Origin of the sequence: Kribbella sp. NPDC051936 (genome assembly GCF_040680955.1) — a bacterium.
Classification (GTDB): Bacteria; Actinomycetota; Actinomycetes; order Propionibacteriales; family Kribbellaceae; genus Kribbella.
Map to the genome: position 1 here is coordinate 511,323 of NZ_JBFAXS010000006.1, position 25,037 is coordinate 536,359.

The 25,037-nt window shown below is 69.6% G+C and carries 20 protein-coding genes; 12 read left to right on the forward strand and 8 right to left on the reverse strand.

The window, feature by feature from the left end:
• Positions 1-6 precede the first annotated feature (6 nt).
• From AB0L64_RS23650 to AB0L64_RS23670, 5 genes are all read right to left on the reverse strand, one after another.
• Positions 7-894, reverse strand: a complete 888-nt coding sequence (locus AB0L64_RS23650; protein WP_359927667.1) for a MurR/RpiR family transcriptional regulator — start codon at positions 892-894, stop codon at positions 7-9.
• Between the two features lie 36 nt (positions 895-930).
• Entirely contained in the window at positions 931-2,607 is a 1,677-nt protein-coding gene (locus tag AB0L64_RS23655) for a serine hydrolase (RefSeq protein ID WP_363713197.1), read from the reverse strand.
• 44 nt (positions 2,608-2,651) lie between these two features.
• Positions 2,652-3,926, reverse strand: a complete 1,275-nt coding sequence (locus AB0L64_RS23660; protein ID WP_363713199.1) for a DUF1343 domain-containing protein — start codon at positions 3,924-3,926, stop codon at positions 2,652-2,654.
• A gap of 24 nt (positions 3,927-3,950) precedes the next feature.
• On the reverse strand, positions 3,951-6,515 hold the full coding sequence (locus AB0L64_RS23665; protein ID WP_363713201.1) for a glycoside hydrolase family 3 N-terminal domain-containing protein: 2,565 nt from the start codon (positions 6,513-6,515) through the stop codon (positions 3,951-3,953).
• An 81-nt stretch (positions 6,516-6,596) separates the two neighbouring features.
• Complete coding sequence (locus AB0L64_RS23670) at positions 6,597-7,154, reverse strand: 4'-phosphopantetheinyl transferase superfamily protein (RefSeq protein ID WP_363713203.1); 558 nt, start codon at positions 7,152-7,154, stop codon at positions 6,597-6,599.
• A gap of 309 nt (positions 7,155-7,463) precedes the next feature.
• Between AB0L64_RS23670 and AB0L64_RS23675 the strand changes: the two genes are divergently transcribed.
• A complete protein-coding gene (locus AB0L64_RS23675; RefSeq protein ID WP_363713205.1) occupies positions 7,464-7,751 on the forward strand; it encodes a hypothetical protein in 288 nt (95 codons plus the stop codon).
• A gap of 413 nt (positions 7,752-8,164) precedes the next feature.
• The gene (locus AB0L64_RS23680) at positions 8,165-9,325 is read left to right on the forward strand and encodes an MFS transporter (RefSeq protein WP_363713207.1); all 1,161 of its coding nucleotides are present in this window, start codon (positions 8,165-8,167) and stop codon (positions 9,323-9,325) included.
• A 15-nt stretch (positions 9,326-9,340) separates the two neighbouring features.
• On the opposite strand, the gene coaA is transcribed toward AB0L64_RS23680, so the two are convergent.
• Complete coding sequence (gene coaA / locus AB0L64_RS23685; RefSeq protein ID WP_355482669.1) at positions 9,341-10,294, reverse strand: type I pantothenate kinase; 954 nt, start codon at positions 10,292-10,294, stop codon at positions 9,341-9,343.
• Positions 10,295-10,446: 152 nt separating this feature from the next.
• Between coaA and AB0L64_RS23690 the strand changes: the two genes are divergently transcribed.
• The 5 genes from AB0L64_RS23690 (at position 10,447) to AB0L64_RS23710 (ending at position 18,143) form a co-directional block, all read left to right on the forward strand.
• The gene (locus AB0L64_RS23690) at positions 10,447-12,285 is read left to right on the forward strand and encodes an alpha-glucuronidase (protein ID WP_363713209.1); all 1,839 of its coding nucleotides are present in this window, start codon (positions 10,447-10,449) and stop codon (positions 12,283-12,285) included.
• Between the two features lie 32 nt (positions 12,286-12,317).
• Positions 12,318-13,331 (forward strand): LacI family DNA-binding transcriptional regulator, encoded by a 1,014-nt coding sequence (locus AB0L64_RS23695; protein WP_359927649.1) that lies wholly within the window; start codon positions 12,318-12,320, stop codon positions 13,329-13,331.
• A gap of 9 nt (positions 13,332-13,340) precedes the next feature.
• Complete coding sequence (locus AB0L64_RS23700; RefSeq protein WP_141854699.1) at positions 13,341-13,691, forward strand: holo-ACP synthase; 351 nt, start codon at positions 13,341-13,343, stop codon at positions 13,689-13,691.
• 2 nt (positions 13,692-13,693) lie between these two features.
• Positions 13,694-15,124, forward strand: a complete 1,431-nt coding sequence (locus AB0L64_RS23705) for an NAD(P)H-hydrate dehydratase (RefSeq protein WP_363713212.1) — start codon at positions 13,694-13,696, stop codon at positions 15,122-15,124.
• A 79-nt stretch (positions 15,125-15,203) separates the two neighbouring features.
• A complete protein-coding gene (locus AB0L64_RS23710; RefSeq protein ID WP_363713214.1) occupies positions 15,204-18,143 on the forward strand; it encodes a PIG-L family deacetylase in 2,940 nt (979 codons plus the stop codon).
• Here the strand turns inward: AB0L64_RS23710 and AB0L64_RS23715 are convergent.
• Entirely contained in the window at positions 18,092-18,403 is a 312-nt protein-coding gene (locus tag AB0L64_RS23715; protein ID WP_363713216.1) for a hypothetical protein, read from the reverse strand. The genes AB0L64_RS23710 and AB0L64_RS23715 overlap by 52 nt on opposite strands.
• 67 nt (positions 18,404-18,470) lie before the next feature.
• On the reverse strand, positions 18,471-19,256 hold the full coding sequence (locus tag AB0L64_RS23720; RefSeq protein WP_363713218.1) for an META domain-containing protein: 786 nt from the start codon (positions 19,254-19,256) through the stop codon (positions 18,471-18,473).
• Positions 19,257-19,477: 221 nt separating this feature from the next.
• Here AB0L64_RS23720 and AB0L64_RS23725 point away from each other — a divergent pair, with 221 nt between their 5' ends.
• From AB0L64_RS23725 to tsaE, 5 genes are all read left to right on the forward strand, one after another.
• On the forward strand, positions 19,478-20,722 hold the full coding sequence (locus AB0L64_RS23725; protein ID WP_363713220.1) for a hypothetical protein: 1,245 nt from the start codon (positions 19,478-19,480) through the stop codon (positions 20,720-20,722).
• 266 nt (positions 20,723-20,988) lie between these two features.
• Positions 20,989-21,630, forward strand: coding sequence for an HAD-IA family hydrolase (locus tag AB0L64_RS23730; protein ID WP_363713222.1), 642 nt, complete (start codon positions 20,989-20,991; stop codon positions 21,628-21,630).
• A gap of 179 nt (positions 21,631-21,809) precedes the next feature.
• On the forward strand, positions 21,810-22,988 hold the full coding sequence (gene alr / locus AB0L64_RS23735; protein ID WP_363713224.1) for an alanine racemase: 1,179 nt from the start codon (positions 21,810-21,812) through the stop codon (positions 22,986-22,988).
• 6 nt (positions 22,989-22,994) lie between these two features.
• Positions 22,995-24,113, forward strand: a complete 1,119-nt coding sequence (locus AB0L64_RS23740; RefSeq protein ID WP_363713226.1) for an alpha/beta hydrolase — start codon at positions 22,995-22,997, stop codon at positions 24,111-24,113.
• On the forward strand, positions 24,110-25,036 hold the full coding sequence (gene tsaE / locus AB0L64_RS23745) for a tRNA (adenosine(37)-N6)-threonylcarbamoyltransferase complex ATPase subunit type 1 TsaE (RefSeq protein ID WP_363713228.1): 927 nt from the start codon (positions 24,110-24,112) through the stop codon (positions 25,034-25,036). Before AB0L64_RS23740 ends, tsaE begins: the two co-directional genes overlap by 4 nt.
• Position 25,037: the final 1 nt, after the last annotated feature.

The following is a 25,037-nucleotide window of genomic DNA, read 5'->3' on the forward strand; positions in this document are numbered from 1 at the left end:
AGGCTGCTACTCGGACCCCTTGAGGCGGTGACCGCGGACCGCGCTGGCCGTCTCCTCCAGCGCTTTCCGGGCGTCCGGCAGCACCTGCTGCGCGACCCCGATGAACAGGCAGTCGATCACCGTCAGTTGCGCGATCCGGCTGGCCATCGCGCCCGAGCGGTACGTCGTCTCGCGGGCGGCCGTGGTCAGGACGAGATCCGCGGTCCGGGCCAGCGGGGACCGCGGAAAGTTGGTCACCGCAACGGTCGTCGCGCCGTGCTTGGCGGCCTCCTCGAGCGCCTCGACGACCTCGACCGTGGTGCCGGTGTGCGAGATGCCGATCGCGACGTCGCCCTCCCCGAGCAGCGCCGCGCTGGTCAGCGCGATGTGGACATCCGACCAGGCGAACGCCACGCGCCGGATGCGGTGCAGCTTCTGCTGCAGGTCCAGGGCCACGAAGGCGCTCGCCGCGAAACCGTAGAGATCGACCCGCTTGGCCTTCACTACCGCGTCCACGACCTTGGCCAGCGCGTCCACGTCGACCTGCTGCGCGGTCTCCCGGACCGCCCGCTCGTCGGCGAAGGCCACCTTGCTGACCACGTCGGCCAGCGAGTCGCCGGGCTCGATGTCCCCGCCGACCTCCGGGCGCACGCTCTCCTGCGCCGACTGGGCCGCCAGCTGCAGGCGGAGCTGCGGATAGCCGGGGACGCCGATCTGCTTGCAGAACCGGATGACCGTGGTCTCCGAGGTGGACGCCACCTCGGCCAGTTCGGAGATCGTCATCGCCGCCACTCCGCCCGGGTCCGCGAGGACCGCGTTCGCCACCCGCTGCTCGGCCGGCGCCAGCGCGGGCATCACCGCGCGGACCCGGACCAGCAGCGGCCCCGTGGGTTCTGGAGAGGATGTTGAATTCATGACAGCCACGGTACGGCGACTATGCACGAGATGGGGTCACCGACGCGAAAGTCTCCAACCTGTTGCGGTAAATGATTCCGGTGTCCGTTCGCCGTCGAGAAGAAGACCAGACGCGCTCGTGATCTTCACACCGTCGACGTAGACGCCGCGGCCCTGGTACAGCGGGTCGGTCGTGTAGCGCCAGCGGACGGTCTGTGCGCCCGCACCCAGCTCCGCCGTCACCTGGTGCCAGTGCCGGTCCCCGGAGCCGCTGATCGAGCCGTCGGTGTCGATCACCGAGCCCCGGTCCCGGACCGTGAACGGAACCTTCGTCCACGTCGTTCCGTCCGCGGACGTCTCCAGGTAGAGCAGGTCGGTGTCCTCGGTGTCGACGAACAGGTCGAACGCGAGCTTCGCGCCGCCGGCCGGTACGACGACCTTCGTGTCGAGGGTGCTGGTCGCGTTGTCCGTCGTCCCGGAGAACCAGGCGTCCTTGCCGTGCCGCGGGCCGACGCCGAGGGCGAGCGCGAGGCCCTGGGCGACCGCGCGGCGGGCCGGGTTGTTGCTGCCCCAGTTGCGGCTCGGGTGCACGCGGTTGGTGAGCAGGATCGCGAACGAGCGGGAGTCGAAGTCGATCACCAGCGATGTGCCGGTGTAGCCCGTGTGGCCGGCCGTGCGCGGCCCGGACAGGCCGCCCATGTACCAGCGTTGGTTGAGCTCGAAGCCGAGGCCGTGGTCGTTGCCGGGGAAGCCCTGGTTGAAGTTCGTGATCATCGCGGTCACCGAGGATTCCTTGAGGATCCGGGCGCCACGGTAGCTGCCGCCGTTGAGGAACGTCTGCGCCAGGACGGCGAGGTCGTCGGCGGTGCTGAACACGCCCGCGTGACCCGCGACGCCGTCGAGGGACCAGGCGTTCTCGTCGTGCACCGAGCCCCACACCATCCCGCGCGGCGGCGCGGACTGGTACTCGGTGGCGGCGATCCGCGGCTTCTTCTTCGGGTCCGGGTTGTAGCCGGTGTCGCGCATCTGCAGCGGTTTCGTGATGCCGTCGGCGACCAGTTTGTCCAGCGTCTTCCCGGTCACCCGGTGGGCGAGCTCGCCGAGGGCGATCAGGTTCAGGTCGCTGTACAGGTACGTCGTACCGGGCGCGTTCTGCAGCTTCGCGGTCAGGGCCATCTGCAGCCGGGACGCCGGGTCCGGCTGCGCGCTCCACAGCGGGAGCCAGGACGGAAATCCGCTGGTGTGCGTGAGTGCTTGCCGGACCGTGACGGTTTCCTTGCCGTTTTCCGCGAACTCCGGGACGTAGGTCGCGATCGGCGCGTCCAGGTCGACCTTGCCCTTCTCGACCAGTTGCAGCGTGACGATCGAGGTGAACAGCTTGGACACCGAGGCCAGGTCGAAGATCGTGTCGGTGCGCATCGGGATCTGCTGGTCCGCCGGCAGCTCGGTGCCCTGGCCGTCGGCGTACTTCAGGGCCAGACCGGTGGCGGTCCGGGTGACGATCTTCCCGTCGTGGCCGAGCAGCGTGACGGCGCCGGCGTACAACGGTTTCGCCGAACCGATCGGCTGCGTCCAGCCGGCGACCTGGGCCAGCGCGGCGTCGATCGGCGCCGGGTCCAGGCCGGCCTTCGCCGGGGTCGCGTCACGCAGCAGCGTGGTCTTCGGCGCGTAGCCGGAGTACGGGCGGTCGAACCGCCCGGAACTGTGGCCGGCAGCAACAGCAGGGGAAGCCATCGTCAGTATCACCGCAGAGACAGTCGTGAGTGCGGCCCACCGCTTCATCGGTGAGCTCCCTTGTACAGCAGGTACTGCGCGCGCCGGGCCGTCCAGGCGTCGGTCTCGGACTTCCAGGCTGCCACGATCTCCTCGGCGGTCGCATCCGCCAAAAGCATGGTCCGGAATCGGTCCGATCCGGTCAGCAGATCGATCCACCGGCCAGGTGGGGTCTCCGCCCGCCAGGTGAATTCGGGGTAGAGCTTACGGGCCTCGACGATCATGTGCGTCGCCGCGGTGATCGCCTCGACCCGGTGCGGGTCGGTGATCTGGACCTGGACGCCGCCGCACAGCACGTTCGCGTTCTTGCTGATCGTCGGCGTGAAGTACGCCTCCCGGAACGCGACGCCCGGGATGTCCTTGGTCTGCAGCGCCTGCGCCCACTTGTAGTCGACGTACGGCGCGCCGATCAGTTCGAACGGGCGTGTCGTCCCGCGGCCCTCGGACATGTTGGTCGCCTCGAACAGGCACAGGCCGGGGTACAGCAGCGCGGTGTCCGGCGTGGGCATGTTCGGGCTCGGCATCACCCAGGTCAGGCCGGTGTCGTCGAACAGCTGGTCCCGCTTCCAGTTCTTCGCCTCGATCACGGTCAGTTGCTTCAGCCGGCCGCCGTTCGGCTCCAGTGGCAGGTATTCGGCGTCGAACATCCGGGCCAGCTCGCCGACCGTCATGCCGTGCTGCTGGATGATCTCCTTCTTGCCGACGCCGGAGGTGTAGCCGGGTTTCAGCATCGGGCCGCGGGCGTAGCCGCCGACCGGGTTCGGCCGGTCGAGGACGACGAACCGGGCGCCGGTGCGGACCGCGGCGAGCATCGCCTCGAACATCGTCCAGATATAGGTGTAGAACCGGGCGCCGACGTCCTGGATGTCGAAGACCACGGTTTCCACGCCGGCCTTCGTGTACAGCCCGGCGAGCTTGTCCGCGTTCGCGCCGTACGCGTCGTAGACCATGATCCCGGTGCGCGGGTCGACGTGGTCGCCCTCCGAGCCGCCGGCCTGTGCGCTGCCGCGGAAACCGTGTTCTGGACCGAACACGGCGACGATGTCGACCGCGCCGGACGCGTGCATGGTGTCCACGACGTGGCTGAAGTCCGGGAGGATGCCGGTCGGGTTGCTGATCACGCCGACCTTCTGGCCGGACAACGCCCGCCAGCCGTCGTTCGCGAGCACCTCGGCGCCCGTCATCACCTTCCGGCTGGAGACAGCCTGCGCGGCGGGTACGTCGATCAGCGGGGCGGCGGCGAGCGCGCCGGCGCCGGCCAGCAGATTGCGTCGTTTCATGATCTCTCCTCGAACCAGAGCGGGTCAGCGACGGAAGGACAGGTGGGCGACGATCGCGCGGTGATCACTCGCGGCCTCGGCGACCGGCACCTCGGCGGGCACTTCCGCGCTCCGCACGGACAGCCCCTTGCCGACGGTGACGAAGTCGATCCGCTTGACGGCGGCGACCGCCGGGTAGGTGCTCGGCCCGCCAACGGTTTCCGCGGCCGCGGTCCACGAGTCCGTCAACCGAGTCCACAACCCGGAGAGCTCCGGTGCGGAAGCCTCCGCGTTGAAGTCACCGACGAGAATCTGCAGATCCTGACGCCGATCCTGGGACAGGATCCGGACCGTGTCCGCCACCTGCATCCGCCGCACGGTCGGATCCCCGCGGTAGTCGAGATGCGTGCAGTACGCGTGCAGCAGCCGCCCGCGGACGTCGACCTCCACCTCGAGGAAACCGGGTGCCGGTGCGGGCACCGGGTTCGGGTCCTGGGTGGACAGCCGGGTGATCGAATGGTTCTCGACCCGCACCACCGGGAACCGCGAGAGCACCCCGACGCCGTACTGCCGACGGGGCTGACCGACGGCCGCCGGGTCGAGGTCGTAGATCGGCGCGAACGCCGGGTACATCCCGAGCTTTCCGGCGAGTTCCGCGATCGTGTCCAGCCACTGGCTGCGGTCGCCCCAGTGGACGTCGACCTCCTGTAGTCCGACGATGTCCGCGTCCAGCGCCTTGATCGCCCGCGCGGTCCGCTCGAGGTCGAAAACGTTGTCCTCGCCGGCCCCGGCGTGAATGTTGTACGAGGCAACAGTCAGCCGGGTGTCCCGCGGGTCGAACGTGAGCCCGTGGCCGAAGGGGTGCAGCACGGCCGCCTCGCCGTTCGCGTCCGGCTTCGCAGGAATCTCCACCGGGAGCTTGCCGGTCGGCGCGAGTTCGCCGTACAGCACCTTGGCGAGGGCCTCCATCGAGACGGCGGTGCTCCCGTACGTGACCAGCGTGGTCGCCGGGTCGTCGAAGTACGCGACGTCGTACGGATCGCGGACCGGGACGACGATCACCGGGCGGCCCGTGGCGAGCAGGCCGTTGACCAGCTTCTGCTGCTTGGCCAGCTTGTCGGTGACCTCGGTGTCCCACGCCTTGTTGGTCAGTACGACGGTGAGGTCGGCGGCGGCGGAGGCGGCCAGCGCGTCGGTGATCTTCGCGTCGCTCGGCGCCGTGCCGGTGTCCTTCACGACGGTCGTCGCACCACGGCGCTGCAGCGCCGCGGCCAGCGTCGCCGGGCTGTAGCCGGTCACGACGATCGTGCGCGGCGCGGGGGAGAGCGGCAGCAGATCGGCGTCGTTGCGCAGGAGCGTCGTACTGCGGTCAGCGATCCGCTGGGCCGCGGCGTAGTTGGCCGGCGTACCGACGACCGTGGCGATCCGGGACAGGTCTACGTACGGCTGGTCGACGAGGCCGCCGCTGTACTTGAGCTTGAGGATGCGCGTGACGCTCTCGTCGATGCGCGCCTCGGAGATGCGGCCGCCGCGGACGGCGTCGAGCACCGAGTTGTACGCCAGGCCGGGATCGACCGGCATCAGCAGCTGGTCGACGCCCGCCTCGATCGCCCGGAGCGGGATCTCGGCGTCGCCGTACTTGTCGCGGACGCCCTTCATCCCCAGCGAGTCGGTGATCACCACGCCGTCGAACCGGAGCTGCTCGCGCAGGATCCCGGTCAGGATCGGACGGCTCAGCGTCGCCGGGTCGCCGGACGGGTCGAGCGCCTTCACCACGATGTGCGCGGTCATGATCGACTGGATGCCGGCCCGGATCGCGGCCCGGAACGGCGGCAGGTCGATCTCGGTCCACTGCTCGCGGGTGTGGTGGATCTCCGGTATCCCGACGTGGCTGTCGGTCTCGGTGTCGCCGTGCCCGGGGAAGTGCTTCGCGGTCGAGACGATCCGGCCGTCGCGCTGGTACCCCTTCACCTGCGCGGCGACGATCTCGGCGGCCAGCGCCGGGTCCGACGACGCCGAGCGGACGCCGATCACCGGGTTCAGCGGGTTCACGTTGACGTCCGCGTCCGGGGCGAAGTCGGTGGTGATGCCGAGCGCCTTCAGCTCGCGGCCGGCGATCGCCCCCGCCTCGCGCGCGAAGTTTGCCGAGCGGGTCGCGCCGAGCGCCATCCCGCCGGGGAACTGGGTCGCCGGCGGGCCGACGCGGACGACCGAGCCGTACTCCTGGTCGGTGCTGATCTGCAGCGGGATGCCGGTGTTGGCCAGTGAGGCTTGTTGCAGGCCGTTCGACAGGTTCGCGATCTGCTGCGGGTCCTTCACCGAGTCGGTCCAGGTGAAGTAGATGACGCCGCCGAGGTTGAACTTCGCGACCACCTCGGCCGGCGTCGCCACGCCGTACAAGCTGGTGTTGCGCGCGTCCGCGGTGGCGGCGGTCGGGCCGTAGGCGTAGAGAACGAACAGCTGGCCGACCTTCTGCTCCAGCGTCATCCGGAGCAGGGTGTCGCGGACCCACCGGTCGGTGTGGGCGGAAGCGGTCATGGTGCCGGCGACCGTGGACCCAGCGACGGCAGCCGCCGCGAGTCCGAGGGTCTGGCGTCGGGTCAGTTCCATCGGTGTCACCAACTCAGTCCGGGCGGGCAGGGGCGAACGCCAAAGTAATTGAATTACAGATACTCCCCCGCGACGCGAAAGTTACCCACGCGCACACACCGGGTCAAGACCCGGTGACGCCAGGTGGACACCGACACCTGTCGGCGCCGCCAGGGTGAGTACGCCGCCTGCGCAGGGCAGGTATGTCACCGAGAGACCGGGCGCGGACTCAATCCGCCCGCCGCCGAGCGGCATCTCCCGCCGCAGCCCTGACCCCCGCAGTCCGGCGCCCAGCGCCTTACCGACAGCTTCCTTGGCCGTCCAGAGTTGCAGAAACGCCTCCAGTCGATCCTGCTGCCCAGCCATCCAGTCCAACTCGCGTTGGGTAAACCAACGGTTCGCCAGCGACTGGAAATCCCGTGGCGTGATCTCTTCCAGGTCGACACCGACCGGACCGTCGTACGACGCGGCCACGGCGACTCGGTGCTGGGAGTAGGTGACACTCACGGCCAGCCCGGGGACGTGCGGGCGCCCCGCCTCGTCGTGCCGCAGCGACGGCCGATCGACCAGCGTCCCGGCGAGATCGAGCAGGAGCTTGCGTGCTGTCAACCTGCTCTCGAGCCCGGCGCGCGCCGACCAAACGTGCACGACACTTCCCACCAAGTGAAGGTAACCGGTGGAAGGCCCAGACTTCGTGTACTCGCCCCCAGCCGCGGCCGCGCGACGGGCGTTACAGATTTTCGGGAATTTGCAGGTAGCTGCAGGTTTGTGGCTACGGCGGGTTACGTGGTGTTACGTTCTGGTTCGTGCCGTACGAGATCGATCAGACCACGATCCCAAATACGTTGCGAATAATTCAAAGGGGCCGTCAGGATCTGGAGCATTATGAAATAGTTCCAAGGCCTGGGGCGAATCTAACTCCTCAACAATTCGCTGACGAACTCGCCAAGATTAAGGTTCGGTAGACGTATGCCAGAAGTTCCGTTTGAGGTGCATTTCCCGGATTACCTTGAGGGTTATGAATTCGAAACCGAAGCGAAAGGGTACCTCACTGACGTTGTTGTCCGCAGCGGCGTCCGCCAATGGCGCCTCACTGTCTACGATGTTGTGCGGCTCAATCAAGAGGTATCTGATGAAGTCCGAACCTCAGGTGCATGCGTGTTGTCAGATACTCTCGTAGTTTCCAAGGTTACCCGCCAGCACGTTATTGATGCGTTGAATAGTCTGGCAGAGTCAAATTTCGCCGAGCTTGATTGAGGCGTGTCGGAAGCCACTAGCCGAGTCAGTAGACGAGTGGCCGGTGACGCGGGGTTCGGCGGGTCGACCGCGGTAGCGGGCGGTGAGGGTTCAGTCTGAAAGTGGTCGGGTTCGTCGATTTGTTGCCGCAAGGCGTCGCTGCCGGTCGGGGTGGCCATGACCTGGAACCGTTGTGAGACCCAGTTGTACTCGTCCGAGGCTCTCGCCGCGGCGGAGGCGACCGAGATGTTCGCGCGGTACTGCGACGCCGGCCGGGGAGGCGGACACCTTCCGCCTCTGATCGCTTCGCTCTGAGGCTGGTCGTCTGAGTCTCTTGTCGACAAAGTGACAGACCGCTGATCATTGAACTGGTCCTCTATGCGGGTCTGAAACTGGATCTGTGGGGCATACCAGTTGTTCTCTACCTTCTAGATATGACCAGCGTGTGCGAGGTTCCCGCAGTTGCTGTTGAGCGGCTTTTGAGCAGCCAGTTCGTTCGGTTGTTGGTGATGGTATTCGGGTCCGGGTTGAGCATGTATCTGCTCACCTCCGCGGTGCCGATGTACCTCGCGGCCAACGGGTCCGGTGGGGTCGGGGCGGGGCTGTCGACTGCGGCGATGATGTTTTCCGCGGTGGGGGTCGAGTTGGTTGTGCCGCGGATGCTGGCTCGGTGGGGGTACCAGGTGGTGCTCGGGGCTGGGCTGGTGCTGCTCGGGGTGCCTTCGTTGGTGTTGCTGGTGTCGGCGTCGCTGCCGGTTGTGCTGGCCGTCTGCGTGGTGCGGGGTGCGGGGCTGGCGATTCTGGTTGTCGGGGCGGTGGCATTGGTCGCGGATCTGGCGCCGGCGAGCCGTCGTGGTGAGGCGCTGGGGGTGTACGGCGTTGCGGTTGGGGTGCCTGCGGTGATCGGGCTGCCGCTCGGGGTTTACCTGACTCACGTGGTTGGTTTTGGCGCGCTGTTCGTGCTGGCCGCGGTGGCCTCGCTGGTGGGGCTCGTGGCGTTGGTCGGGCTGCCAGCGCGGGTCGACGTCGAGGAGCAGCACGTGAAGGTGCTGGGCGGCGTACGGGGGAGTGGGCTGTTGATGCCGACGCTGGTGTTCGCGGCGGTGACTGTGGCGGCCGGGATCAGTGTGACCTTTCTGCCGCTGGCCGTTGCTTCGGGCAAGCAGTCGATGGTGGCGACGGCGCTCTTGCTGCAGGCGATCGCGGCGCCGGCCGCGCGGTGGCTGGCCGGGCGGTATGCCGATCGCATCGGTCCCGCGAAGCTGCTCGCCCCCGCGCTGATCTTCGCGGTGACCGGCGCCGGTGCGCTGGTTTTCCTGCCGAGCGCGGCCGCGATCCTGATCGGCTCGACCTGCTTCGGCATCGGGTTCGGCGCCGCGCAGAACCTGACGCTGGCGCTCATGTACAACCGCGTCGACCGGTCCCGCTACGGCCAGGTCAGCGCGCTCTGGAACCTCGCGTACGACGGCGGCTGGGGCCTCGGCGCACTGGTCTTCGGGGCGATCGTCAGCGGCACCGGCTACCCGGTCGCCTTCGCCCTGACGGCAGCAGTCGTCGCGCTGGCCGTCGTACCGGCGCTCCGCGCCCGCGCCTGACGGTCGGCCGCCAGGTCAGAGTTTGCGGAGGCGGACCCAGCGGACGGCGTGGTCCTGGCCTTTGCGGAGGACGAGGGTGGCTCGGGAGCGGGTGGGGAGGATGTTCTCGCGGAGGTTCGGGCCGTTGATGCCGTCCCAGAGGGATTCGGCTTTCTTGATGGCTTCCTCGCGGCTGAGTTCGCCGTAGCGGACGAAGTACGACTCGGGGTTGCGGAACGCCGTTTCCCAGAGTTTGAGGAAGCGGGCCACGTACCAGGAGCGGATGTCGTCGGCGGCGGCGTCGACGTACACCGAGAAGTCGAAGAAGTCGCTGACCGCGAGACCGCTCTTGCCGTCCGCGTGCCGGGGCGCCGGCTGCAGCACGTTCAAGCCTTCGAGCAGCAGGATGTCGGGCTGCTCGACGGTCGTCCGTACGCCGGGCATCCGGTCGTAGTGCAGGTGCGAGTAGACCGGCGCCTCGACCGTGTCCATCCCGGACTTCACCTCGACCACGAAGCGGAGCAGGGCCTTGCGGTCGTACGACTCCGGGAAGCCCTTGCGCTGCATCAGGTTCCGGCGCTCGAGCTCGGCGTTCGGCCAGAGGAAACCGTCGGTGGTGACGAGCGCGACCCGCGGGTGCTCGGGCCAGCGGGCGAGCAGTTCGCGCAGCAGGCGGGCGGTCGTCGACTTGCCGACGGCAACCGATCCGCCGATCCCGATCACGAACGGCGTGCGGGTCTCGACCTGCTTGCCGAGGAACCCCTCGGTGTCCGCGTGCAGTGCGCGGGCGTGCCGGACGTACAGCGAGAGGATCCGCGACAGCGGCAGGTACACCTCGCGGACCTCGTCCATGTCGATCTCGTCGCCGAGACCGCGCAGTCGCTCGACCTCGTCCGCCGTCAGCGGGGAGATGGTGGTCTCGGCCAGTTGCGCCCAGGTGGCCCGGTCGAGCTCGGTGTAGGGAGTCACCTCCCGCGACGGCTGCAGCATGTGGCCCATTCTTCCCATCGGCGACGGATGCACCCACATCGGACCGGAGTGGCCTTGGTCTCAGCTCCGACACGGTCGCGTCAGCTACAGTACGGTTTCGAAACTTTCGGTCACCGCTCGGTGACCGTCCGGTATGTCAGGATCAGCGCTCGATGACCGCCGATTCCGCCTGGCTGGGTACGCAACGCCTGCCCGAGGTGACTGTCCACGCGTCCGGGGTGCTCGCCCAGACGATCCGGGCCGAGCTCCGGCAGGTCCGCCGTTTCCGCACCGACGTCCAGGTCGCCGTCTGCGCGCTGAGCCGCGTCCGCGAGACCGCCCTGTGGCGCGAGGTCGAGGCCGCCGTCCCCGAGCACGGGCTGGGCGTCGAGGGGTTCGTGGTGGTGCGACGAGGCAACGACCTGGTCGTCGCGGCCGAGGGTGGGCACGGCCTGCTGTACGGATACTTCTACCTGCTCAGGTACTTCGAGTGGATGAGCGGCGACTTCACCGTCGTCGAGCAGCCCGCCGTACCGATCCGGATGCTGGACCACTGGGACGAGCTGTCCGGCGCGGTCCGGCGCGGGTACTCGGGCGGCTCGATCTTCTTCCGCGACGGCGAGGTGGTGCCCGACCTGACCCGGGTCCGGGCGTACGCGCGGTTGCTGGCCTCGATCGGGATCAACACGGTCGCCCTCGCGAACGCCGAGCTGCCGGACGTGGCGCGGCTCGCCGGCGTCTTCCGGGACTACGGGATCGCGGTGAGTCTCGCGATCGACTTCGTCGACGACCCGCGCGACGAACGCGTCGCGCGCTGGTGGGCCGCCGCGATCGCCCGGGTGTACGACGTGGTCCCCGACCTGGGCGGCCTGGTGGTGCGGACCGCCCGCGACCCCGAGGGTGCGAACTTGCTGGCCCGGGCGGTGGCGCCGTACGGCGGAACGGTTTTCTGGCGGGTTTCCGCCGCGGAATCCGAGCAGGACTGGCGCGATCGCCGGACGGATCGGGCGCGCGCGGCGTACGACGCGGTCGTCCCGCTGGACGGACGGTTCGAGGAAAACGTTGTCTTGCAGATCCAGCACGGGCCGCTGGACTTCCAGGTCCGGGAGCCGGTCTCGCCGCTGCTCGGGGAAATCCAGGAAACCGTGTTCGGTGTCGAGCTCCAGGTCACGCAGGAGTACTCGGGCCAGCAGCAGGACCTGTGTTACCTGGGGCCCTGGTGGCGGGAGATCCTGCAGTTCGACACCAGCGGCGGCGGTGGCGCGACGGTCGCCGACCGGATCGGCGCGATCGTTGCCGTGTCCAACGTCGGCGACGACGCCAACTGGACCGGCAGCAAGCTTGCGCAGAGCAACCTCTACGCGTTCGGGCGGCTCGCGTGGGATCCCGCCGCGGACCCGGTCAGCCTGTTGCACGAGTGGGCCGCCGCGACCTTCGCGATGGACGACCGGACCCGCAGCGAGCTGGTGACGATCATGGCCGGCTCGTGGCAGACGTACGAGCGGTACACCGCGCCGCTCGGCGTCGGGTTCATGGTGACGCCGGGCACCCACTACGGGCCGAGCGTCAACGGCTACGAGTACTCGGGAACGGGGAGGTACCACTTCGCGGACCGGTACGGCGTCGGCGTGGACCGCACGGTGAAGACGGGCTCTGGTTTCACCGGGCAGTACCCGGAGCCGCTGGCGAGTCGGTACGAGGACCCGTACACGTGTCCCGACGAGCTGCTGCTGTTCTTCCACCACGTGCCGTACGACCACGTGCTGCAGAGCGGCAGCAGCGTGCTGCAGCACATCTACGACACACACTTCCAGGGGTACGCCGAGGTGGAGGCGATGGTCGCGCGCTGGCAGGTGATCGCCGAACGCTTCGAGCCGGCCGTCCGGGCCGACATCACCGCCCGCTTCGGGACGCAACTGTCGAACGCGCGTGAGTGGCGGGACCAGGTCAACACGTACTTCTACCGGCTGAGCGGCGTAGCGGACGCCCGGGGACGCGCGATCCACAGGTAGCCTGGTCCGAAAGTTTCGGATCGGGAGGCGTCGTGGGCGAACGGCCGACCATTGCCAAGATCGCCGAGCAGGCCGGGGTGTCGGTGCCGACCGTCTCCAAGGTGCTGAACGGGCGCTCGGACGTGGCCGCGGCGACCCGGGCGCGGATCGAGAGCCTGATCCAGGAGCACGGGTACCGGCGGCGCAGCGCGAGCACGACGGCCGGCCCGATGATCGACCTGGTGTTCAACCAGCTCGGCGGCGAGTGGGCGATGGAGCTGATCCGCGGCGTCGAGGAGGTCGTCCGCGCCGAGGGCGTCGAGCTGGTGCTGTCCGAGTGCGGCGGCGCGCTGCGGCCGCGGCAGGAGTGGATCGAGTCGGTGCTGAACCGGCGACCGCTCGGCGTGATCATGGTGTTCTCGGACCTGGACGCCGACCAGCGCGCCCAGCTGGAGGCGCGCCGGATCCCGTTCGTCGTGGTCGATCCGGTCGGCGACGTGGGCGACGACGTACCCTCGATCGGCTCGGCGAACTGGAACGGCGGGCGGCTGGCGACGACGCATCTGCGGACGCTCGGCCACACCCGGATCGGGATGATCGGCGGTCCGGTCACGACGCTGTGCTCACGGCAACGCGTCGACGGGTACACCGACGCGTTGCGCTCGACCGGAGTGGAGGTCGATCCCGCGCTGATCCGGTGGGCCGACTTCGAGGTCGGCGGCGGCCACCGCGAGGCACTCGCGCTGCTGCGGCTCGCCGACCCGCCCACCGCGATCTTCGCCGGCAGCGACATGCAGGCGCTGGGCGTCTACCAGGCCGCCCGTGAGCTGGGCCTCGAGATTCCGCGCGACCTGTCCGTCGTCGGGTACGACGACCTGCCGATGGCGGACTGGGTCACGCCGCCGCTCACGACCGTCCATCAGCCGCTCCAGCAGATGGCCCAGCTCGCCACCCGGGTCGTCCTCGACCTGTCCCGCGGCAAGACCCCGACCGCCCTGCGCCTGGACCTGGCCGTCGACATGCGCGTGCGCCAATCCACCACCTCGCCCCTCACCGACGGCGGCTAGGGTGGCTGCATGATCGTCGGCGTGGGTATCGATGTGGTCGACGTGGATCGGTTCATGCGGACGCTGGAGCGGACGCCGGGGTTGCGGGATCGGGTGTTCACGGCCGTCGAGGCGGTGAAGCCGCCGGCGTCGCTGGCGGCCCGGTTCGCGGCCAAGGAGGCGCTGGCGAAGGCGCTCGGGGCCCCGGGCGGGATGCACTGGCACGACGCCGAGGTACAGACCGACGAGACCGGGCGGCCGTGGCTGGAGATCACCGGCACGGTCGCGGCGCAGGCGGCCAAACTCGGCGTCCAGAGCCTGCACCTCTCGCTCAGCCACGACGCCGGGATCGCCTCCGCCGTCGTCGTCCTGGAGGGTTGACCATGCGGCACGCGCACACCGTCGAGCAGGTCCGGGCGGCCGAGGCCGAGCTGATGGCGAAGCTGCCCGAGGGCACGCTCATGCAGCGCGCGGCCGGCGGTCTCGCGGTTGCCATCAGCAACTTCCTCGGCGGCACGTACGGCGCCCGCGTGGTGCTGCTGATCGGCTCCGGCGACAACGGCGGCGACGCGCTGTACGCCGGCGCGCGGCTGGCTCGTCGCGGCGCGAAAGTCACGGCCGTACTCCTTTCGCCCAAGGTGCACGCGCGGGGCCTTGCGGCGTTGACGGAGGCCGGCGGGCGCGGCGTCTCGACGACCGGTGAAGTCTCCGCCGAGATCTCCGGGGCCGTCGAGGAGGAGATCGCCGCCGCCGACGTCGTGGTCGACGCGATCGTGGGCATCGGCGGGCGGCCGGGCCTGCGCCCCGACGCGCTCGCGGCCGTGCGGCTGGCCAACGACAACGGCGTACCGATCGTGGCCGTCGACACGCCGTCGGGCGTCGATGTCGACACGGGTGAGACTCCGGAGCCGCACGTCGACGCCGCCCTCACCGTCACGTTCGGCACGCACAAGATCTGCCACTTCGTCGATCCGGCGGCGACCGCCTGCGGCCCGGTGCACCTCGTCGACATCGGCCTGGATCCCTCGCCCGCCGAGGTGCAGGCCTTCCAGGCATCCGACGTACGAGCGCTGTACCCCGTCCCGCACGGCGAGTCCGACAAGTACTCCCGCGGCGTACTCGGCCTGATGGTCGGCTCCACGCAATACCCGGGCGCGGCGGTCATCGCCACCTCCGGCGCGCTCGCCGGCCCGGTCGGCATGGTGCGCTACATCGGCCCGGACGCCGTCGCGAGCGCCGTGCGCGAGGCCCATCCGGAGGTCGTCGGCGACGGCCGCGTGCAGGCCTGGACGATCGGCTCCGGACTCGGCGACGACCTGGACATCCCACGGATCCGCGACCTGCTGGACGCCGACGAGCCGGTAGTCCTGGACGCCGACGGCCTGAAGGCCCTCGACGACTCCGGCGACCACGTCAACGTCCTCGCCACCCCGCACGCAGGCGAGCTGTCCCGCCTCCTCGGCGTCGACCGCGCGACCGTCGAGGCCGAGCGGCTGAAGCACGCCCGCCTGGCCGCCGAGCGGTTCGACGTGACCGTCCTGCTCAAGGGCTCGACCACGGTGATCGCGAGCCCCGACGGCGAAGTGCGGGTGAACACGAACGCCACCCCGTGGCTCGCCACCGCCGGCGCCGGCGACGTCCTCGCCGGCCTGTGCGGTTCGCTCCTGGCCGCTGGTCTGTCCACGCTGGACGCGGCCGCCGCAGGTGCGTACCTGCACGCCGCCGCGGCCAACCTCGCGTCCGGCGGCGGACCGGTTACGGCCATGACCGTCGCGCAGGCCCTCCCCGAGGTGACTCGCCGCATCCTGAGCTGAGGCGCGCGATTGGTGTTGCGGGCGCGGCGGGCCGGACGTAGGACTGGAGCGTTGCCTCCGCCGCCCTTGGAGTGTGCTCGTGAAGCGATTCGTGGGGTTCGTGGTCCTGGTCGTCCTGGCTGTGCTGCCGCTGCCGGCGCACGCGCAGCAGGCGCGGGCGTACGTCGCCGACGCACGGACGAAGATCGACGTGATGGGAGAGTGGGCCCATCCCGACGACGACACCAGCATCATCGGCCCGTGCGGTGTCTGGCATCAGCTGTACGGCGTCAAGTGCGGCGTGATCATGGTGACCCGCGGCGAAGGCGGCGGGAACGCGACCGGCCCGGAACTCGGCCCCGACCTCGGTCTGCGGCGCGAGAACGAGGACCGGGTCGCGCACTACCGCTCCGGGACCGTCGATATTTTCAACCTCGACCGGATCGACTTCTTCTACAACCAGAGCGCACCGCTGACGCAGTACTTCTGGGACGAGCAGGAAACGCTCCGCCGGGTCACGCGGGTGATCCGCGAGACGCAGCCGGAGATCTACATCGGCTTCACGCCGACCCTCGCCGCCGGCCACGGAAACCACCAGCAGGCCGGCCGGCTGATCTGGGAAGGTGTGCTCGCGGCCGCGGATCCGGCCAGGTTCCCCGAGCAACTGAAGGGCCCGCACGCCCTCAGCACCTGGCAGGTGAAGAAGGTCTTCTCCGGCGGGAGCACCGCGGGCGCCGGCGGTACGACGGCCTCGGCGAACTGCACCACCGGATTCACACCGACCGGCCTCGACACGGTCGCGGGCGTGTGGACCGGCTACAACTCGCCGTACACCTGGCCGGCCGGCAACTCGCAGGGGCAGCAGGCCGGGACGCCGAAGATCTGGCAGCAGGTCGCCGACGAGGGACGCGCGGCGTACCCGACACAGAGCCGCGTGATGTACAAGGGCACGTCGGCGCCGGCCTGTCCGCGCTTCGGGATGACCGAGTCGTTCGTGCCGTTCCAGCCGAACAGCAGCCCGCTCGCCGGCCGCGACGACGCGATTCTGTTCGGTGCGAAGAAGCCTGATCCGGGCGGGTTGCCGCTGGGAACGCTGGAGTACATCACGTTCTCGCGGTTCTACAACGTCGCCGGTGAGCCGTTCCAGGCGACCGTGCACCTGCGGGCACCCGGCGGAAAGCTTGCTGCTGGCAACGTTCAGCTCGGCGTTCCGGCGGGCTGGTCGGTGGACGGTCCGCGGCAGGTGCAACCGAAGCAGTCGGCCGACCTGACCTTCACCGTCACGCCCGCCGCCGGCGCGACGGTCGACCAGAACGCCAAGGTTTCCGCGCTCTACACGACGACCGGCCACGCGACGGGCTACACGGAAAACGTGGTACGAATCGTTTCCGCCGCCGAGGGACGTTTCCAGCGCTGGGGGAACTGGCAGGAGTACGACGAGTGGCTGCGGAACACCGCACCGCAGGCCAACCGGCTCGGCCGCTCCCAGGCGATCCAGTCGATGGGCGTCGGACAGACCATCGACGTACCAGTCGTCGTCCACAACTGGTCGGCCAAGCAACAGACCGGCGCGGTGTCGCTCGATCTCCCGGCGAACTTCACCGTCGACGCGAACGCCAAGCCGTACGATCTGGCACCCGGAGCGGACACGACCGTCACGTTCAAGCTCACCAACACCGACGCGACCCTGCCGGCCCAGCAGAACGTCAGCATCCCGATCCGCACCGCCACCGGCAGCGAGACCCTCACCCTGACCCTCGTGCCGACCACGGCGATCCCGCAGACAGCACAGGCTCCGGTCGTCGACGGGAAGGCCGATCCGGGTGAGTACCCCGGCCCGACGCTCGACCTCGGCCGGATCTGGCAGGGCGCGAGCGGTTGCACCGGTGTCGACGACTGCGGCGTGTCCGCGACCGGCGCCGGCAGCACCGCGAAGGTGAGCCGGTCCGACGACGCGCTGTACTTCTTCATCCACGTCCGCGACGACTTCCAGTCGTACGCCGTGACGCCGGCCGAATGTGTCGGGCACTGGCAGGCCGACTCCGTCGAGATCCTGCTCGACCCGCGCGGCACCGCGTCGCAGGACCTCAAGGACACGGCGAACACGTTCAAGCTCGGCATCTTCCCCTTCACCCAGACCGGTGCGCCGTGCTGGGAACGGGACGCCGACAACCACCAGGGCTATTCGAGCGGCGCTCTCGACACCGGCAACGCGCCCGGCGTCCAGGTCGCGTCGACGGCGCAGTGGGTCGGGAGCAACGAGACGACCGTGCCGCACGCCTACACCGGCGGCGGGTACGACCTCGAGGTGAAGATCCCGCTCGCGGACCTGCCGTCCGCCGTCGACCCGTCGCGGCTCGGGCTGAACATCACGCCGTACGACAACGACGACACGTCGGCGCCCGGTACGACGACGCTGCGGCACATCGACATGAGCACCCGGCTCGGCTGGTCGGCGCTCGGATCCGTGCAGTCCGACCCGTACCGCTGGGGCCTCGCCACGCTCCCCGGCTACACGCCGCCCGCGGACCGTCCGACGACACCGGCGCCGCCCGATGTGTCGAACCCGAACCTCAACGGCGCGCTGTCGCCGCAAACGATTGCGCAGTCCGCGCGCAACGGCGTACCGATCTCCGGCCGGGTGCCGGCCGACGACCTCCGGATCCTGTCGGCGACGGCGCGCGGGAACGCCGTCCACCTGGTCACGTCGTCGAAGGGCACCGGCACCGCGCGGGCGTTCCTGACCAGTGGGGAGCTCGGAGCGATCCCGGTGTGGACGACGTCGTGTACGGCGGACCCGCCGCCGGACTACGGGTTCACGCCGTGTGCGATCACCGACGGGGCGACGCCGCCGTGGTCGCCGGACATGAGCGGTCACCTGGTGCAGCAGGCCACACAGCAGGTCACGCGCGGCATCCAGCAGTGGACGATCCCGTTGACCGCGGCCCAACGTCAGCAGCTGAAGGACCGCGGGCACCTCCTGGTTTCCTACGAGACGACGAAGAACGAGGTCCAGGCCTTCGACATCCGCATCGCGTAGCCGGCCGCCTGGCGGACCTGCTCGCTCGGGTGGACGAGAGCCCGTTCCAGCAGGTCCGCGGTGGCGGGCTCGGCCGCCCCGCCGCCTGTTGCCATCAGCAACGGAACGAGGCCGTACGGGTCCGTCTCCAGGGACAGCTGTGATCGCAGGACCGGTTCGGTCCAGGTCAGGGTGTGCCGGTTGACGGCTTCGGTGACCGCGGCGGTGCGTTCGGCCGAGCGCAGCCGGAGGAAGAGCGCCTTGGCCCCGGCGCACTCCACCTCGACGATCTGCTCGTCGCCGGCCGCGAAGACGGTGCCGCTGTCGGTGCGACCGAGCCTACTCGCGTCAGCGTAGCGCGGTGAAGTCCAGGCCGCCGGAGGAGGAGCGCAGCTGCAGCGTCGAGCCGTCGATCGTGTAGGTCAGCTCGCCCTTCAATCCCTTCAGGACAACGGATTCCAGCGTGGCCGCGGCCTCCGCGCAGGCCCTCCGGGTGGTTGCGAGCTCGCCGAAGGTCAGCGTGCCGGTCCCGCGCGCGACCGTGCCCTGGAACTCGTTGCAACCGGTCGAACCGGTGACCCGCTCGCCGTTCAGCGTCATCCAGGCCTTCTCGGAACCGACCTGGTGCGACGCGGACTCGCCGGTGACGACGGTGGACAGCGCCCACTTCGTCCCGTCGAGCGCGAGGTCCGGCACTGCGGTCTGCCGGTCCAGCAGCGAGATTGTCGCGCTGTCCGTGGACAGTTCGAGCTTGTCGCCGTCGAGCTTCCAGGCCGGCTCGGCCGCGATCACGCCGGCCATCCAGGCGTCCTGGCTCTGGAGCGGCTCCATGCAGCCGATCAGCGTCGACGTGATCTCCTTGTCAAGGACCAGCCGGCCGTCGCTCGTCGACACCTTCGCCTGTGACGAGTTGCAGCCGGCATCGAAGGACAACCGGCCGTCCTCGGTGAACTCCAGCCGGATCCGGGTCCGCGGAGCAAGTTCTCGCGGTTTCCCGTTCTCGCTCACCGAGGTGGACAGGAACGTCCGCCCGGTCAGCGCGGCGCCGTTCCGCGCGTCGTCCCCGGAGCCGGTTCCGGCCTCGGTCCCGCACGCGGTCAGGAGGAGCAGAGCCGTCGCGGAGAGTGAGATCATCCGTGTGTTCACACTCTGAGGACGCTGCCGGCAGCGCTCGCGTTGCAGGTGAAGGCTCCGTTAATTCAGGACCCGGGGTTGACATCTCTTGGTCACGGTTGGATAACGTCAGGCGCCGTACGCGAGAGCAACCTTCCTGGGGACCCAACCGAAGAGCTGGTCGCCCGGTAGCACTGGGGCAACACCGGGCAGACCGTCAGAGACAGACAGGAACGTTTCGCATGCCCCCCTCCCCCCGATCATTCCGGAGTCGCACCCTCCTCCCGGCGGCCGTCCTCGCGGTCGGCGTGCTGGTCGCGGCGCCGATCGTCGTGCACGCGAGCAAGGACTCGCCGGTCGCGACCGCGAACGCCGCGGACAGCACGGTGACCGCCCTGCCCAGTGCCGGACGTGTGGAGACCTGCGTCCTGGACGCGTACTCCGGATGCACGGTCCTGCACGGCTTCGGCCAGAAGCCGGTCGCGATCACCGCGACCCCCTCCGGTCCCGCGATGCTGTCGATCGACCCGAGCCGCACGACGGACCAGAGCTACCGCCTGCGTGCGCTCCGGTACGACGGCAGCAAGTACGCGGCCGGCACCAAGCTGACGTACACGGCGCACTACGACTTCGCCGCGGTAGCGGGTCAGCCCACGACCCCGGCACCGTCCACCACCACGACGCCGACCAAGCCGCCGACGTCCAGCACGCCCACCGCGACGCCGACGCAGACCACCACCACACCGACCACGCCGCCCACGTCGAGCCCGCCGACCAGCACGCCGACGAGCCCGTCGAGCAGCACCCCGACGAGCACACCGACCGGGACCAAGAGCTGCACCAACCCGGGCTGGGTAACCACAGCAACCGGTAACGCCGGCGAGGGCCGGACCTACGGCCAGTACTACGTGCACAACAACATGTGGAACAACCACAACGGCACGTACACGATGTCGGTCTGCAACTACGACAACTGGTTCGAGGACGTCACTCAGCCGAAGCCCGGTGACCTCGGCGTCCAGGCGTACCCGAACGTGCACAAGGACTACGCCGACTTCCCGCTCGCGCGGATCCAGTCGGCGAAGTTCGCCGCCACCGCGCCGAGCTGCTCGGGCTGCATCTACAACGTGGCGTTCGACATCTGGATCAACAACGGCTTCGAGAACGAGCTGATGATCTGGACCCAGAACTCCGGCCAGACCCCGGCCGGCTCGAAGATCGGCACCACGACGATCGGCGGCCAGCAGTACGAGGTCTGGAAGACCGACGGCGCCAACACTCCGGGCGGCATCTTCACCTACAAGTCGGTGAACACCCAGACCGCCGGCACCATGCCGCTGCAGTCGTTCTTCCAGGACCTGGAAGCCCGGAAGTGGATCCCGGCGAACTCCACCACCTGGCAGGTCGACTACGGCGTGGAGGTCGTCTCCACCAACAACACCAAGCAGCGCTTCGCCTTCACCGATTTCTCCATCCAGGAGAGCTGACCCTCGCGCTCTCGCGACCCCCGGCGGCCACCGCGTTCTCGCGGTGGCCGCTGAACGTGCGCGACCTACCGTGGATCCAACGCACAGCACCCGTCGGCAGGCCCGCATTTGGGAGGTTCACCTGCCAACTGGGCCCTTCGCCCACGGTGTGCAGGGGGTGAAGGGACACTCTCAGAGGTGAACCCCTGAAAGCTCCCCGGCGGGCTGGCGTGCCGGGTCGTCCGTACCGCCGACTCGTCCACGGATTGAGGCTTAGGGTTCTGGATGTGACGGAACTGGTGATCTTCGACAACGACGGTGTGCTGGTGGACTCCGAGCGGCTGGCCAACACGATTCTGGCCGAGCTGCTCACCGAGGCGGGGCTGCCGTACACGTTCGAGGAAGCGGTGCGGGACTTCATGGGCGGGTCGATGGCGTCGATGCGCCGGACGGCGGAGGCGCGGCTCGGGCGGCCGCTGCCAGCCGATCTCGAGGACCGCTACCACCAGCGGCTGTTCGACGGGTTCGCGAACCTGCGGGCGATCGAGGGCGTCGAGGCGGTCCTCGACCACCTGGACGACCGCGGCCTGACCTACTGCCTGGCCTCCTCCGGCACCCATCGGCGGATCCGTACGGCGTTGACCGCGGTCGGCTTCCTGCAGCGGTTCGAAGGCCGGATCTTCAGCGCCGAGGACGTCGCACACGGCAAGCCCGCCCCCGACCTGTTCCTGCACGCGGCCGCCTCGATGAGCGTGAAGCCGGTCGACTGCCTGGTGATCGAGGACAGCCCGCTCGGCGTCGCCGCCGCGGTCGCCGCCGGGATGAAGGTCTTCGGGTACGCCGGCATGACCGACCCCGCGAAACTTTCCGATGCGGACACGGTTTTCCACACCATGACCGCCCTCGCGCCCCTCATCGACGGCGCCTGAGACGAGGGCATGTCTCCCAGCCCCACGCCTACTGCGCGGCACTCGGCACGCCACCTCGCCGCACTGGAGCAAAGGCCACGATGAAACCACATCGAGGCCTTCGCTCCAGCACGCCGATGCGCCGCGCCGAGCACCTGCTCGCGACGGCGTGGGGCTGGGAGACATACCCTGGACCGACCATGCCTACTCCTCAGTCCCGCCCGGTCCGCGCCGAGGCGGTGGTCGATCTGGCCGCGATCCGTCACAACGTGACCACGCTGCGCGCCCGCGCCGCGGGTGCGCAGCTGATGGCCGTGGTCAAGGCCGACGGGTACGGGCACGGGATGGTCCCGGTCGCCCGGGCCGCTCGCGAGGCCGGCGCCGACTGGATCGGCGCCGCGGTGCTCGAGGAGGCGCTGGCGCTCCGCGAGGCCGGTGACACCGGGCGGATCTTCTGCTGGCTGACCACGCCCGGCGAGCCGCTCGCCGACGCCATCGAGGCCGGGATCGACCTGTCGGCCGGGGCGCCGTGGGAGATCGACGAGCTGGCCGCGGGCGTGCAGGACCGTCCGGCGCGGGTGCACCTGAAGATCGACACCGGCATGTCCCGCGGCGGCGCCGTACCGGAGGAGTGGCCGGCGCTGATCCGCGCCGCCGTCCGCGAGCAGGCCGCCGGGCGGATCGAGATCAAGGGCATCTGGTCGCACCTGGCGTCCTCGGACGAGCCGAAGAGCCCGGTGAACGAGTCGCAGCTGGCGACCTTCACCGAGGCGATCGAGGTGGCCGAGTCGTTCGGCGTCGACGCCGAGTTCAAGCACCTGGCGAACTCCGGCGCCACGCTCGCGCTGCCGGAGACCCATTTCGACCTGGTCCGGCCGGGCGTCGCGACGTACGGGCTGTCGCCGTTCGGGCATGCGTTGCCGTCGGCCGAGCTCGGGCTGAAGCCGGCGATGACGCTGAAGGCGCGGCTGGCGATGGTGAAGCGGGTGCCGGCCGGCGCCGGCGTCTCGTACGGTCTGACCTGGACCGCGCCGCGCCCGTCAACGCTCGGCCTGGTCCCGCTCGGGTACGGCGACGGCCTGCCCCGGCACGCGTCGAACGGCGGCCCGGTCCAGGTGCACGGCCGGCGCCGGGCGATCGTCGGCCGGATCTGCATGGACCAGTGCGTCGTCGATCTCGAGGACGACGAGGCCGCGGCGGGCGACGAGGTCGTGTTGTTCGGCTCGGGGACGGCGGGCGAGCCGACCGCGGACGACTGGGCCGACGCGGCCGGGACCATCAACTACGAGATCGTGACCCGGCTGGGTGTGCGCATCCCGCGCAGGTACGTCGACAGCGCTCAGGACCTGCCCCACCCCGCCACCCCGGCCGAAAGGTAGGCCGGCATGTCCAAAGCAAGTCGGACTGCTGGTCTGATCGGGGCCGCGGTCGGCGTGCTGGCGGCGGGTGCCGCGGCCGGTGTCGCGGTCGAGCGTCAGGTGATCGGGCGGCGCTCGGGCCAGCGCAAGCAGCTGGAGGCGGAGCCCTTCGGTTCGCAGCGCGGGACGCCGTACATCTTCACCGCCGACGACGGCGTCGAGTTGTACGTCGAGGTGGACGAACTCAAGCGTTCCCGGCGACCCGCGCCACCGCCGAAGCGACGGCTGAGCCGCAAGTTGCCGTTGCCGCCCGAGGACCTGACCGTGATCTTCGTCCACGGGTACGGCCTGAACCTGGACGCCTGGCACTTCGAGCGCCGTGACCTGGCCGGCATCGGCACGATGGTCTTCTACGACCAGCGCTCGCACGGCCGCTCCGGCCGGTCGCCCAAGGACGGCGTCAGTATCGACCACCTCGGCCAGGACCTGTACGGGATCGTCGAGCGGTTCGCGCCGACCGGGCCGGTGATCCTGATCGGTCATTCGATGGGCGGTATGACGATCATGGCGCTCGCCGAGCAGCATCCCGAGCTGTTCGGCGACCGGGTGATCGGCGTCGGCCTGTGTTCGACGAGCGCCGGCGGGCTGGACCAGGTCCCGATCATGTTCCCCGGCAAGGTCGGCATGCTGGCGCGGGCGCTCGCGACGCCGACGGTCGCCGCGCTGGCCCGGATCCCGGACGTGGTGGAGCGCAGCCGGAAGGCCGGGACGGACCTCAGCTACCTGCTCACCCGGAAGTACTCGTTCGGTTCCGAGGTGCCGCCGGCGTTCACCGAGTTCGTCAACGAGATGATCGCGGCGACGCCGATCGAGGTGATCGCGGACTTCTACCCGATCTTCGCGCTGCACGACAAGTTCGAGGCGCTGGAGCCGCTGCAGAAGGTGGAGTGCGTCGTGATCGGCGGCGACAAGGACCACCTGACGCCGTTCGCCCACGCCGAGGAGATCGTCCGGCGGGTGCCCGGCGCCGAGCTGGTCGAGGTGAAGAACTGCGGCCATCTCGGCCTGATCGAGCACCACCGCGAGTTCACCGCCGCCCTCCTTGGGATGATCGAGAGAGCTGAACAATCGTTAGGGGGGTCATGACCGACCTGCACGTCGTCGACGCGACACCCGAGCATGCCGCGGAGATCGTGTCGGTGATCCACCACGCGTTCGCCGCGCGGCGGGTGCTCGATCCGCCGTCGACGCAGCTGTCCGAGAACGTCACGACCGTGGCGGCCGCACTCGCGGAGCACGGCGGGCTGCTCGTGCTCAGCGACGGGGTGCCGCTCGGCGCGATGCTGTTCGAGCAGGCCGGTGACATCCTCAACCTGCGCCGCGTGTCGGTCGACCCGCGGTCCCAGGCCCGCGGCGTCGCCTCGGCGATGGTCGGCTGCGCCGAGGAGGTCGCCGTACGGCGGGGGCTGAACCGGGTGAACCTGATCGCGCGGATCGAGCTGCCGGACACCGTGGAGTTCTGGCGCCGGCGGGGATATTCCGTCGTCGACCAGCAGGCGCACAACCTGATCTTCGCCAAGGCGATGCCTCTCGAGCTGGAGGTGCCGACCGCCGACGACATGCGGGCGATCGGCGAGGAGCTGGCCGGGCAGCTGCGGGCTGGCGACGTGCTCGTACTGTCTGGGGACCTCGGGGCGGGGAAGACGACGTTCACGCAAGGGCTGGGCGCCGGGCTGAAGGTGCGCGGCGCGATCACATCGCCGACGTTCGTGATCTCGCGGGTACATCCGTCGCTGGTCGACGGGCCCGCGCTGGTGCACGTCGACGCGTACCGGGTCGGGGGCTTCGCGGAGCTGGACGATCTCGACCTGGACGCCGGCCTGGAGGACGCGGTCACCGTCGTCGAATGGGGGCACGGCCTGGCCGAGGCGCTCGCGCCCGACCGGCTCGACATCGTGGTGACGCGTGGCGACGACGACACCGACGAGACGCGCGCGCTGCGGATCACCCCGGTCGGCCCGCGCTGGGCCACCTCCGGCGTCCGCGTGTCGGCTTTGGGGAAGAACTGAC